The 12,218-nt window shown below is 39.2% G+C and carries 12 protein-coding genes; 5 read left to right on the forward strand and 7 right to left on the reverse strand.

Going from position 1 to position 12,218, the window contains the following annotated elements:
* Nucleotides 1–18 precede the first annotated feature (18 nt).
* On the forward strand, nucleotides 19–657 hold the full coding sequence (locus tag ACNKXS_RS10220) for a response regulator (RefSeq protein WP_141876873.1): 639 nt from the start codon (nucleotides 19–21) through the stop codon (nucleotides 655–657).
* Here ACNKXS_RS10220 and dnaG read toward each other — a convergent pair.
* From dnaG to ACNKXS_RS10240, 4 genes are all read right to left on the reverse strand, one after another.
* The gene (dnaG, locus tag ACNKXS_RS10225; protein ID WP_417920762.1) at nucleotides 650–2,608 is read right to left on the reverse strand and encodes a DNA primase; all 1,959 of its coding nucleotides are present in this window, start codon (nucleotides 2,606–2,608) and stop codon (nucleotides 650–652) included. The two genes, ACNKXS_RS10220 and dnaG, sit on opposite strands and share 8 nt — an antisense overlap.
* A gap of 114 nt (nucleotides 2,609–2,722) precedes the next feature.
* Complete coding sequence (locus tag ACNKXS_RS10230) at nucleotides 2,723–3,751, reverse strand: hypothetical protein (RefSeq protein ID WP_417920763.1); 1,029 nt, start codon at nucleotides 3,749–3,751, stop codon at nucleotides 2,723–2,725.
* A gap of 49 nt (nucleotides 3,752–3,800) precedes the next feature.
* A complete protein-coding gene (locus ACNKXS_RS10235) occupies nucleotides 3,801–4,571 on the reverse strand; it encodes a hypothetical protein (RefSeq protein WP_417920764.1) in 771 nt (256 codons plus the stop codon).
* Nucleotides 4,558–5,121 carry an RNA polymerase sigma factor gene (locus tag ACNKXS_RS10240; protein WP_417920765.1) on the reverse strand — a complete coding sequence of 188 codons (564 nt, stop codon included), beginning with the start codon at nucleotides 5,119–5,121 and terminating at the stop codon, nucleotides 4,558–4,560. The genes ACNKXS_RS10235 and ACNKXS_RS10240 overlap by 14 nt, the downstream gene beginning before the upstream one ends.
* Nucleotides 5,122–5,240: 119 nt before the next feature.
* Between ACNKXS_RS10240 and rluF the strand changes: the two genes are divergently transcribed.
* From rluF to ACNKXS_RS10260, 4 genes are all read left to right on the forward strand, one after another.
* Complete coding sequence (gene rluF / locus ACNKXS_RS10245) at nucleotides 5,241–6,032, forward strand: 23S rRNA pseudouridine(2604) synthase RluF (protein WP_417920766.1); 792 nt, start codon at nucleotides 5,241–5,243, stop codon at nucleotides 6,030–6,032.
* 102 nt (nucleotides 6,033–6,134) lie between these two features.
* A complete protein-coding gene (locus tag ACNKXS_RS10250; protein WP_417920767.1) occupies nucleotides 6,135–6,557 on the forward strand; it encodes a VOC family protein in 423 nt (140 codons plus the stop codon).
* A 28-nt stretch (nucleotides 6,558–6,585) separates the two neighbouring features.
* Nucleotides 6,586–7,605, forward strand: a complete 1,020-nt coding sequence (locus tag ACNKXS_RS10255) for an AI-2E family transporter (RefSeq protein WP_417920768.1) — start codon at nucleotides 6,586–6,588, stop codon at nucleotides 7,603–7,605.
* 15 nt (nucleotides 7,606–7,620) lie between these two features.
* Complete coding sequence (locus ACNKXS_RS10260; RefSeq protein WP_417920769.1) at nucleotides 7,621–8,019, forward strand: YkvA family protein; 399 nt, start codon at nucleotides 7,621–7,623, stop codon at nucleotides 8,017–8,019.
* A gap of 32 nt (nucleotides 8,020–8,051) precedes the next feature.
* Here ACNKXS_RS10260 and ACNKXS_RS10265 read toward each other — a convergent pair whose 3' ends face one another.
* The 3 genes from ACNKXS_RS10265 to argS all read right to left on the reverse strand — a co-directional run bounded on the left by ACNKXS_RS10265 (nucleotide 8,052) and on the right by argS (nucleotide 12,213).
* A complete protein-coding gene (locus ACNKXS_RS10265; protein ID WP_417920770.1) occupies nucleotides 8,052–8,957 on the reverse strand; it encodes a bifunctional 5,10-methylenetetrahydrofolate dehydrogenase/5,10-methenyltetrahydrofolate cyclohydrolase in 906 nt (301 codons plus the stop codon).
* A gap of 35 nt (nucleotides 8,958–8,992) precedes the next feature.
* Nucleotides 8,993–10,321, reverse strand: a complete 1,329-nt coding sequence (gene ffh, locus ACNKXS_RS10270; RefSeq protein WP_295178098.1) for a signal recognition particle protein — start codon at nucleotides 10,319–10,321, stop codon at nucleotides 8,993–8,995.
* 113 nt (nucleotides 10,322–10,434) lie between these two features.
* Nucleotides 10,435–12,213, reverse strand: coding sequence for an arginine--tRNA ligase (argS, locus tag ACNKXS_RS10275; protein ID WP_417920771.1), 1,779 nt, complete (start codon nucleotides 12,211–12,213; stop codon nucleotides 10,435–10,437).
* Nucleotides 12,214–12,218 lie beyond the last annotated feature (5 nt).

The following is a 12,218-nucleotide window of genomic DNA, read 5'->3' on the forward strand; positions in this document are numbered from 1 at the left end:
TGTTTTTAACTTAGAATCATGTATCGAGTATTAATTGCAGACCATCATCCAATAATTTTTGAAGGGATTAAATGCGTACTTCAGAACAATCCGGCACTACAGGTTACAGGCAGAGTAAGCAGTGGTACCCAGTTATTCAGTCAGTTAGAAAAGAACGCTCCCGATGTTTTGATCGTGGAACTGGATCTTCCACAAATCAACGGTATCAACGCCATTAGAAGGATCAAGCAGGAATTTCCTGAGGTAAAAACACTTATTTTTAGTTCACATCCAGAAGAAATGTATGCATTGAGCGCCATTAAAGCCGGAGCCGCAGGTTATATTTCTAAACATACAGATAGTGAAACTCTGGAGAAGGCAATTTACCAGGTTGCAAGAGGCGGAATCTACTTAAATCGTAAGATCACCGAAAAATTAAATTCCGGTATCACGAGAGGTAAGAGTTTGATTACAAAATTCAAGAAGCTTTCTACCCGCGAAACGGAAGTATTAAATCTGCTTTCTTCCGGTAAAAGAAATAAGGATATTGCTGAAGCGCTGGACATTAACGAAAAGACAGTAAGCACCTATAAAACACGATTGCTGAAAAAGCTTAAAGTGGATAATGTTGCAGATCTTATTACGCAATCCAGATTATTACAGCTCAATACTACATAACCCTGCCCAGACGATCGGAAAGAATCGTACTTAAACTGGTATAGCTCATAATATCCTGAATCTTTTCTGTTCGTTCTTCTTCTGAAGAGACTTCACGTATTTCTTCCATAAGTTCGTTGATCTTACGACCAACCAGAAATCTACGTAATGAAAGTATAGTCTGGGTTACGAATTGTGCAACTCCCTGAGTTTTGCTTTTTACTGGAATGTCATGTCGTTCCCAGTCATGAAGTTCATACTGCTCATCTTCCATCAGGATATCTGTAAGTTCAACAGCCTGAGATTTCTCAAGGTCATTGATGATCATTTCCACTCCAAATTCATCCTCAGAATTAAGCTTCTCTATCAATAACGAAAATAATTCTCTGAAATCCTTATTGGTAAATTCAATTTCATCCTCCTGAAGATCCAGGTAAATTTTTTCGAATACCTTGGCCTCCTGCACTTCAGATTCATACACCGGCTCACCCTGATCATTATGTTTTAGAATAACATCATGAAATTCACCTTCCTGCCTTCCGTAGAGAACAAGCAGACTAATGATCTTTCTCTCCAGAATATAAAGCTGATCTACTTTCTTGACTGGAGCAGCTTCTTCATTTCGAATAACCTGCATGGGTTTTTTCTCGGCCCTCGCCGGAGTTTTCCCGTCTTTTTTTTCTAATTGAGCCAAGGTTGCATACAGAACATCTTCTGAAATATCCATAATCCGCGAGCATTCCTGTAAATAAACTTCCTTCTGGATATTATCAGGAATTTTCGCTATACTCTGTACCATATCCCGAATAAGATCTGCCTTCTTTACAGGATCATTTTTGGCTTCATCCATAAGCAGGGAAGCCTTATAAGTAATGAAGTCGTAAGAATTTTCCTTTAAAAACTCCTCCAGCTCTGCTTCAGAATTCGAGCGGGCAAAACTATCTGGATCCTCACCCTCGGGGAAGGGACAAACTTTCACGTTCATGCCCTGCTCGAGAATTAGATCAATCCCTCGCATAGAAGCCCTGGTTCCTGCAGCATCGCCATCGAACAACACCGTAATATTTTTGGTCAACCTGTTGATCAACCTGATCTGTTCTGAAGTTAGAGCAGTTCCGGAAGACGATACCGTATTTTCTATGCCACTTTGATGGAATTGTATGACGTCGGTATACCCTTCAACGAGGTAACAATTATCTTCTTTGGCAATAGATTGCTTGGCGTGATAGATTCCGTAGAGTACTTTACTCTTATGGTAAATATCACTTTCCGGAGAATTGAGGTATTTGGCTGCTTTTTTCGAATTCCCGAGGATTCTTCCTCCAAACCCAAGAACCCGTCCAGACATTGATTGAATTGGAAACATGACTCTTCCTTTAAAACGGTCAAATGTCTTTTCATCCTTAACAATGGTCAAACCTGTCTTTTCCAGAAATTCCAGTTTATAGCCATCACCGAGTGCATTTTTCGTGAAAGCATCCCATTCATCTGGAGAATATCCCAGATCGAACTTTTTAATAGTTTCAGAAGTAAATCCACGTTCTTTAAAGTAGCTTAAACCTATTGCCTGGCCTTCATCGGTCTTATGCATTTGCGTCTGAAAATATTTACTGGCATATTCTGAAACCAGGTACATACTTTCGCGTTCATCGGCCTGCTCCTTCTGCTCATCAGTCTGCTGCGTCTCCTCTATTTCAATTCCGTATTTTTTCGCGAGATATTTGATCGCTTCAGGGTAGTTGAAGTGTTCGTGCTCCATTAAAAAAGCAACTACATTTCCTCCTTTTCCACTACTAAAATCTTTCCAGATCTGTTTCACCGGGGAAACCATAAAACTTGGTGAACGCTCATCTGTAAAGGGACTAAGCCCTTTCAGATTACTACCAGACTTTTTTAATTGCACGAAATCCTCGATCACCTCCTCTACACGGGCGGTTTCAAAAACATTATCTATGGTGGTTCTGGAGATCAAATTTTCACAACTATTTAATGGAAAAATACAAAATGAAAAGGCTTCAAAAAAGAAAGGGCTTTAAAAATGATTACTCAAATTTAAAGCCCCGCAAAACTAAACTATATTGGCTAATTAATCAAGGTCGAAACGAATTCCAAGAGATACATTATTCAACTCTGGGTTTGGATCTTCAAAGATCGGGTTTAGATCATATTTTGCGTAGAGCGAGGTATTTCCCCATCCTACATATGCACTCAGTCCATATATAAAATCGTTCGTGTTATAATCAGATTTCAATTTTTCTTTGGTTCTGTCACCATCCTCTTTATATTTCAGTTTCTGTCTTTCACCTAAGCTGAAACCGGTATATCCACCAAGACCAACTTTGAACTTTTTATAAGTCGAAAATGTATAATCCCCATCATTTTCAATTTTCTTTGAAGGTCCGAATTCAAAATGCACAGGGATGACCAGGTTATCCATTCTAAATTTTGACTTGTTCAGGTCATACTCAAATTCCTGTAATTCTGTAATTCCATTATTGTCAACCAGGAATCTGTTATCTGTAGGTTTGAGTCCGTTGAACTGAAATGAAACTCCGTATTTAAGTCTTAACCAGTTAGATTCATCGAAAACTCTGGTTCTCCACACCCAACCTATTTCAAAAAACCGGCTACCGCCAATTTTGAAATCTGAATCATTGAGCGACTGCCCATCTTGTAAAGCATTATTGAATCCTGCAGCTACCATTAAAGTAGAAGTTGTACGCTTGTCCTCGTAATCGGGATCTTCTTTGTCGTCCTCATCTTTCCAGGAGAAAACGAAAGTTTTGTCACTTTCAACTTTAGATTCCTCGTTTCTTTCCAGAAGTGCGATTTTATTATCAAGGATAGCCAAGCGATTTTCGATATTCAGCGCATGCTTTTTAGCGGCTTCCTCCTTTAGCTCATCAGCTTCCTGCATGGAAATTTCTTCGTTATCCAGCCGCTCATTGATGGCTTCTACTGCTGCCTTAAGCTCTTCCTTTTCCTGTTTAATAATGTTTTCACGCTGTTTTTTTAAAACTTCGATCTTGTTCCCGCTGGTGATCTCGACAGTTTGAGCGTCACATGGACTAAAACTGAGAATACATAATGCGAATGTAATTAGTAATGATTTCATGATGTTTGGTATTTAGTTATTGATTGATGAATGACCCTGATAGGGAAAATTATTTTTCTTCTGAATGATCAAGTTTATTGGATACCGCCACCGCAGCTTTCTGATAACCGTTTTTAACGATCTCAAAAACTTTCTCTTTAAATGATTCGTACACCTCAGCTTCAACATCGGCCAGTAAAGCGTCTGCCGAAATTTCACTCGACTTCTGCACATTTTCATATTCTATAGTTGCAATGGCTTTATTGAGCAATGCTTCCACTTCAGTATCGCTTACATCTCCGTATTGAGATTCTAGCCTGGAAACCTCCGCCAATACTTTACTCACCTCTTCGGAAATTTTTAATTCCTGCAAACTAGCTTGTGTTGCAGTTTTTATAGACTCTATGTTAATCATTTCCTCTACTTCAACTGATGCGATCTGCTCTTTTTTATTTGATGTAGTTCTTATCTCTTCGGAAGCTGTCTTCTGTACATACTTCGGTTCCAACTCCGGCTGAGCCTGGGATTCTTCAGTTTTTTCCTGTTCTACTAATCGCACCGGACTCTCAAATTCATCGATTGCATTTTCAGAAGGCTTCTGGATTTCCGGAGTATTCACTATAGTATTTTCGACACTACTATTCATATTCAGGTAGATGATTCCGCAGAGAGCAAGGACAAAAATTGCAGCTATTGAGGAGATCCACCATTTATTATTCTTTCCCGAGCTTTCCTTTTCATCTAACTGTTCACTAAGTTTATCCCAACTTCCAGCTGATGGACTGATCTCCCGGCAATCCAGTTTTTCCCTGATATGTTCTTCAAATTTAATTGGCGCCATAACTAGATGTGTTATTAGATTTAATTTTTTGCTGAAGCATCTTTCGAGCCTTAAACAGCTGGGATTTTGAGGTCCCTTCGGTTATCTCAAGCATCTTAGCAATTTCACTATGCTTGTAACCTTCTACCGCATATAATACAAAAACCGCTTTATAACCTTCAGGCAAACTATCTATAAGCGACTGTATGTCTGCCACGTCCATTTCAGAATTAATATTATTTGCCACTTCATGACCAAATTCGTCATCTTCCTGAAATTGTAGTTCTTTGAACTGTCTTAAAAAGCTAATGCTTTCTCTCACCATGATCTTTCGAATCCAACCTTCAAAACTACCTTCATCTTTAAAGGTATCCAGGTAAGTGAACACTTTCATAAAACCCTTCAACATGGTATCCTCGGCATGGTGCAGATCTTTTATATACTGCCGGCAAACACTTAGCATCTTTGGAGCGTGCGTTTCATAGATCTGCTTCTGGGCATCCCTGTTTCCTGCACTCGCTCTTTTGATGAGAGAGGATTCGTTTTTAAAAAGCTGTATTACTTTTACCATTTTTAAAAGGCCTTCTATTTATATAGACGAGAGAAAGTTACGAAAGGTTGCCTGAGGTTTTAAAAATTTTATTTTTTTTCAAATTCCGACGTCCCGATTGTATCTATTATCTTTGTGACATGGCAGAAGAAGTTCGAATTAATAAGTATTTGAGTCAGTTAGGATATTGTTCCCGTAGAGAGGCAGACAAATTAATTGACCAGGGTCGCATCACGATAAATGACGTAGTTCCAGAAATGGGAACTAAAGTAAAACCGGGAGATGTGGTTAAAGTGAATGGAGAACCAGTATCCAAAGCCGAACTAAAAGAACCTAATGTCTACATCGCTTTTAATAAACCTGTTGGTATCGTTTGCACTACAGATACACGGGTTGAGAAGGATAACATTGTTGATTACATCAATTATCCAAAGCGGATTTTCCCTATCGGGCGTTTAGATAAACCTAGTGAGGGTCTAATCTTTCTTACCAACGACGGAGATATTGTGAACAAGATCCTGCGGGCACGAAACAATCATGAAAAAGAATATGTAGTTTCCGTCAACAAACCCGTCACATCAGATTTTATACAGAAAATGTCTTCAGGAATACCTATTCTGGATACAGTAACTCGTGAATGCGAAGTGGAAAAACTTGGCAAACATACTTTTAAGATCATTCTTACTCAAGGCTTAAACCGACAGATTCGTAGAATGTGTGAATATTTAGACTACGAAGTGACCTCCTTAAAAAGGGTACGGATCATGAACGTCTCACTGGACATTCCGGTAGGTGAATGGCGTGATCTTACGAGGGAAGAGCTTGACACTATTAATGGACTCACCGGCGAATCTACCAAAACCGAAGAGGGCTCTGTACTTGACGATAGTCAAACCGAGAAGAAAAAGCGTCCCAGAATCTCCAAATCTTAACACAGAATTAGGCCGGTTATTGTACTAATATTGGTAGTTCTTTTTACATTTAGAGGATGAACCTTATGCGTTCATGATTTTGAACCAACCAATTTTAATTTTATGAAAGTACAGCCATTTCATTTAGCGATCCCAGTATCTGATCTGGAGTCCTGTAGAAAATTTTACAAAGAAACTTTAGGTTGTGGCGAAGGCCGAAGTAGTGATCACTGGGTGGATTTCAATTTTTTTGGACACCAATTGGTAATACATTATCAGGACCCACAAAAAAGCGCCAGTTCGACTTCCAATCCTGTAGATGGAAAGGATGTTCCAGTACCTCACTTTGGGGTAGTATTGCAATGGGATGTATTTCATGAGTTTGCCGGCCTCCTAAAACGAAAACATATCGATTTTATTATCGAGCCTTATATCAGGTTTGAGGGAAAGCCAGGCGAACAAGCTACCATGTTCTTTAAAGATCCCTGCGGAAATGCATTGGAGTTCAAAGCATTTAAAGACATGAGTCAATTATTCGCGAGTTAATAACCTTTATTCATCACCAACCAATCAAATGGATAAACTGAAACCGTCACTTGTACGGCAAATTTTTGTATTGCTATTAATACTGTTCCTTTCAGTATTGATTTTTAGGGAGGTAATTCCTTACCTCTCTGGAGTTCTGGGTGCGGTAACACTTTATGTTATCATGAAGGGTTGGCAAAAAAAACTGGTAAACCGAGGATGGAAACCAGCCTTAGCAGCTACGCTGTTAATGACCGGAAGTATTATTGGCATCCTGGTTCCAGTCACACTAATTGCAATTATGCTTACCAGTAAAATAGGAAAAGCCGTTGCAAATTCTGAAAGGGTGCTTAGCGCTTTAAAAGACCAGCTGAATATAGCCGAAGATTATATAGGTTACAATATTAGCGAGAGTATTGACACTTCTGCAATTACAGGATGGCTGTCGAACAACCTACAGAACCTCGCCGGTGGAACATTTGATGCCTTTATTGCGATCGGGATCATGTATTTCATGCTGTACTACATGCTTATGAATCAGAAATCAATGAGACATTCCCTGATCGATTATATTCCGTTAGGAAAGGATAATATTCGGGTGATTGGCGACGAAAGTGATCAATTGGTAAGAAGTAATGCTTTGGGAATTCCACTGGTAGCCATCGTGCAGGGTGTAATAGCACTTATAGGTTACTTGATATTTGGAGTTCCAGACCCATTTTTCTGGTTTGTGATCACTGCAATTGGCTCGATGATTCCATTCATAGGAACAGCTATAGGAGTCCTACCCGCGGTCATTCTATTATTCGCGCAGGGAAACGACTTCCAGGCAATAGCTCTGTTAATTTACGGACTAGTGGTTGTAGGCTCAACTGATAATATTATACGACTTTATGTACTTGAAAAACTGGCAAGTGTTCATCCATTGATCACACTTTTTGGGGTGATCGTGGGAGTACCACTATTTGGATTTATAGGATTGATATTTGGACCATTACTGGTATCCTTGTTTTTATTAATTCTGAAGATCTACAAGAAAGAGTATGGAAATGCTCACCACCGATTATAACTAAAAGAAAAAACTATGTTTGGAAACCTAAAGAAAAAAATAGACGAAGATTACTTTAAAACTGAAGTAACAAAGATCGACGACAATGATGTAAGCATCGCTATGGATAGCCAGGATAAAGTTGATGATAAGATCAACAATTCGGGGTTATTACAGAAATATAGCGAGCTAGCAAAGTTAATGTATGGGATGCTAAAAGACTATAGAAGAGGTGTTTATAGCAAGGTGCCCTGGTTCACAATTGCTACTGTCGCATTCTCTTTTCTTTATATTTTGAATCCACTTGATATTATACCCGACTTTATTCCAGGTCTGGGATATATTGATGATATGGCAATCTTTACTTTTGGATTGAGATTTATAGAGTCTGATCTTCATAATTATCTCGACTGGAAAATTGAAGAGGAAGCTTAAAAAAAAAGAGGGAATTAAATTCCCTCTTTTTTTTATCGTTCTAACAACTTGATATCTGCTCTTTTTTTATGTCGCTCCCTTGCAAGAAGTGTATTTTTAAGTAACATCGAAACCGTCATTGGCCCAACTCCACCTGGAACCGGTGTTATATAAGAAGCCCTTTTGCTCACGTTTTCAAAATCTACATCTCCTTTAATAACATAACCTTTCTCTGTATTATCATCTGGTACTCTGGTAATTCCAACATCAATAATCACAGCATCGTCCTTGATCATTTCAGCTTTTAGAAAATCTGGTATTCCTACTGCGATGATAATGATATCTGCCTGCGAAGTTACCTGCGTAATATTTTTTGTAAACTCATGAGTTAAGGTTACCGTGGAATTACCGGGAAAACCACTACGACCCATCAGGATACTCATAGGTCTTCCTACGATATAACTTCTTCCTATCACCACTGTATGCTTCCCTTTTGTAGGAATATCATAGCGCTCAAGAAGTTCCAGTATTCCAAATGGTGTTGCAGGAATGAAGGTGGTCATATCTAATGCCATTTTTCCGAAGTTCGTAGGGTGAAATCCATCTACGTCTTTATCTGGATCAACTGCATTCAATACCTTTTGAGTGTCAATTTGTGGTGGCAAAGGAAGCTGAACTATGAATCCGTCAATATCATCATTCTCGTTCAATTCCTGGATCTTGTCCAGCAGCTCGATCTCGCTTACAGTATGCGGCATTCTGTAAAGTGAGGATTGAAATCCTACTCTTTCACAGGCCTTTACTTTACTGTTCACATAAGTTAAACTTGCTCCATCCTTTCCTACGATGATCGCAGCAAGATGTGGTACTTTTTCTCCACGAGATTTTAGTTTGGTAACTTCAGTAGCGATCTCATTTTTGATATCGCTACTCACCTGTTTACCATCGAGTATTGTCATTGTGTGTTGTGTTTGCGTTGTATTAAAAAAGGGAATTAATTCATTCCCTTCATCATTTGCATCATTTTTCGGCCTCCGCCACCTTGCATCATCTTCATCATTTTACCCATTTGATTAAATTGCTTGAGTAATTGATTTACTTCCTGTACTGTTGTACCAGAACCTTTAGCAATTCTTTTCTTACGGCTGGCGTTGATAACTTTAGGTTCACTTCTTTCCAACGGAGTCATTGAGTGAATGATCGCTTCAATTCCCTTGAATGCATCGTCATCAATGTCTACATCCTTCAGCATTTTTCCAGCTCCTGGTATCATTCCCAAAAGATCTTTCATGGATCCCATTTTTTTGATCTGCTGAAGTTGATTCAGAAAATCATCAAAGCCGAACTTATTTTTAGCAATCTTCTTCTGAAGTTTTCTAGCTTCTTCTTCGTCATACTGCTCCTGAGCTCTTTCCACAAGCGAAACAACATCCCCCATTCCAAGGATCCTGTCTGCCATACGCGATGGATAGAATATATCGATCGCATCCATTTTTTCACCGGTACCAATAAATTTGATTGGTTTATTTACAACAGATTTAATGGAGATTGCCGCACCACCACGAGTATCACCATCCAGTTTAGTAAGGATAACACCATCAAAATTAAGGCGCTCATTAAATGTTTTGGCCGTATTCACCGCATCCTGACCCGTCATGGAATCCACTACGAATAATGTTTCTTGAGGCTGGATCGCTTTGTGAATGTTGGAAATCTCGGTCATCATCGCTTCATCCACAGCAAGTCGACCTGCGGTATCAATGATCACTACATTATGACCATTCTCTTTAGCATAGGCAATTGCCGCTTTAGAGATCGCCACCGGATCCTGATTCCCTTCATCCGAAAATACCTCCACTCCAATCTGTTCTCCAACAACATGCAGCTGATTGATCGCCGCCGGACGATAAACATCACAGGCTACCAATAGAGGTTTCTTAGTTTTTTTATTTTTAAGGAAATTTGCGAGTTTACCGGAAAAAGTGGTCTTACCACTACCCTGTAAACCAGACATAAGAATAATGGATGGATCCCCGCTTAAATTAATTCCTTCCGCTTCACCACCCATTAGCTGGGTCAACTCATCTTTTACGAGTTTCACCATTAACTGGCCTGGTTTTAACGTCTTTAGTACATCCTGACCCATTGCCTTTTCCTTCACCGTACTGGTAAATTCCTTGGCAATCTTATAGTTAACATCGGCATCAACTAAAGCACGTCTAACCTCTTTAAGGCTTTCCGCAACATTTATTTCGGTGATCTGCCCGTGTCCTTTGAGGACGTGAAAGGCACTATCTAACTTATCGCTTAAATTATCAAACATAATTTTTCCTGTGGTTTTATTCTCCTGCTGACTGGCAGCGAATTGCAAATTTAATGATTTGAAGCTGAAGTATAAAGTCCATCTTCTTAAATATCGCTACTACACGATCACCATTACATACGTTCCGGCACTTCGATTCCAAGTAGCTTGAAAGCCGATTTAATTACGCTGGCTACAGTTCCTGAAAGTTGTACCCTGAAAACCTTTTCAGCTTCATCATCAATACCAAGTATTTGTACATTTTGATAGAAGGAATTGAAGGATTTCACCAGTTCATACGTATAATTGGCAATTAGAGCAGGTGAATGATTATCTGCCGCCAGTGCAATGGTTTCCGGGAATAACTGTAATTGTTTGATCAACTCCTTCTCTTTCTCATGAAATTTGAAATCTTCGGAAAGCGACGCGGTAGTATCAAAATCTGCTTTTCTAAGGATCGACTGGATTCTCGCATAGGTATACTGAATAAAAGGTCCAGTATTACCCTGGAAGTCTACAGATTCTTCAGGATTGAAAAGAATTCTTTTTCGAGGATCTACCTTCAGAATATAATATTTCAGGGCGCCAAGACCTATAATTCTATATAGCTCCTCTTTTTCTGAATCTGAATAACCATCAAGTTTCCCAAGGTCTTCAGAAATAGTACGAGCCGTTTCGGTCATTTCCTTGATAAGATCATCTGCATCTACAACAGTTCCTTCACGGCTTTTCATTTTACCACTTGGAAGATCCACCATTCCGTAACTTAAATGATAAAGCGCATCTGCCCAGTCGTAGCCTAATTTCTTCAGAATAAGGAACAATACTTTGAAATGATATTCCTGTTCGTTTCCTACTGTGTACACCATTTGATTGATATCAAAATCGGCAAATCTCTGGATGGCCGTTCCAATATCCTGCGTCATGTAAACTGCAGTTCCATCGCTTCGAAGTACGATCTTCTCATCCAGGCCTTCATCACTTAGATCGATCCAGACACTGCCATCAGGCTTCTGATAGAAAACTCCATCTTCCAGACCTTTCATAACGTTATCCTTACCTAAAAGGTAGGTTTCACTTTCATAATAGTTCTTATCGAAATCGACTCCGAGAGAATCATAGGTTTTTTCAAAACCATCATAAACCCATTGGTTCATGGTAGACCATAACTTTACAACCTCGGGATCGTTCGCCTCCCAGTTACGTAACATTTGCTGAGCTTCAACAAAAATCGGAGCTTCCGCCTTTGCTTCGTCTTCAGATTTCCCCTGTTCCTTTAATTCAGCGATCTCTTTTTTATATTCCTGATCAAATTTTACATAATAGTTCCCAACCAATTTATCACCTTTCAAACCGGCAGATTCTGGTGTTTCTTCATTTCCAAATTTCTGCCAGGCCACCATAGACTTACAAATATGTATTCCACGGTCATTGATCACCTGTACTTTGTGGACAGTATTTCCCGCAGCTTTTAAGATTTCGGCTACAGAAAAACCTAAGAGATTATTTCGAATATGACCAAGGTGTAGAGGTTTGTTGGTGTTCGGCGAACTATATTCAATCATGATCCCGCTGGCATCACTTTGGGGCAACAGCACTCCAAAATCTGATCGATCTTTGATTTGATTAAAGAAATTAATATAGTAAGCATCGCTTATTACGATATTAAGGAATCCTTTTACTACATTATAATCTGCTACTTCAATTACCTCTTCTTTTAAATAGCTCCCAATGTTTTCTGCCAGCTGAGCCGGATTGGTCTTTATTTGTTTTAGCATTGGAAATACAACTAAAGTGATGTCTCCTTCAAAATCCTTGCGTGTTGGCTGGAACTCAATGGTTGGAGCTTCCACCTCGTAATGTTTGGTAACTGCTTCATTAACTTTTGCTGCAAGAATTTGTTCTATGGTCATTTTCA

The sequence above is a fragment of the Christiangramia marina genome, assembly GCF_048285865.1.
In the GTDB taxonomy this organism is placed as follows: Bacteria; Bacteroidota; Bacteroidia; order Flavobacteriales; family Flavobacteriaceae; genus Christiangramia; species Christiangramia marina.

Coding starts and splice junctions, on each gene's coding strand:
- ACNKXS_RS10220 (WP_141876873.1), top strand. CDS start 19: ATGTATCGAGTATTAATTGCAGACCATCATCCAATAATTTTTGAAGGG.
- ACNKXS_RS10230 (WP_417920763.1), bottom strand. CDS start 3,751: ATGAAATCATTACTAATTACATTCGCATTATGTATTCTCAGTTTTAGT.
- ACNKXS_RS10235 (WP_417920764.1), bottom strand. CDS start 4,571: ATGGCGCCAATTAAATTTGAAGAACATATCAGGGAAAAACTGGATTGC.
- ACNKXS_RS10240 (WP_417920765.1), bottom strand. CDS start 5,121: ATGGTAAAAGTAATACAGCTTTTTAAAAACGAATCCTCTCTCATCAAA.
- rluF (WP_417920766.1), top strand. CDS start 5,241: ATGGCAGAAGAAGTTCGAATTAATAAGTATTTGAGTCAGTTAGGATAT.
- ACNKXS_RS10250 (WP_417920767.1), top strand. CDS start 6,135: ATGAAAGTACAGCCATTTCATTTAGCGATCCCAGTATCTGATCTGGAG.
- ACNKXS_RS10255 (WP_417920768.1), top strand. CDS start 6,586: ATGGATAAACTGAAACCGTCACTTGTACGGCAAATTTTTGTATTGCTA.
- ACNKXS_RS10260 (WP_417920769.1), top strand. CDS start 7,621: ATGTTTGGAAACCTAAAGAAAAAAATAGACGAAGATTACTTTAAAACT.
- ACNKXS_RS10265 (WP_417920770.1), bottom strand. CDS start 8,957: ATGACAATACTCGATGGTAAACAGGTGAGTAGCGATATCAAAAATGAG.
- ffh (WP_295178098.1), bottom strand. CDS start 10,321: ATGTTTGATAATTTAAGCGATAAGTTAGATAGTGCCTTTCACGTCCTC.
- argS (WP_417920771.1), bottom strand. CDS start 12,213: ATGACCATAGAACAAATTCTTGCAGCAAAAGTTAATGAAGCAGTTACC.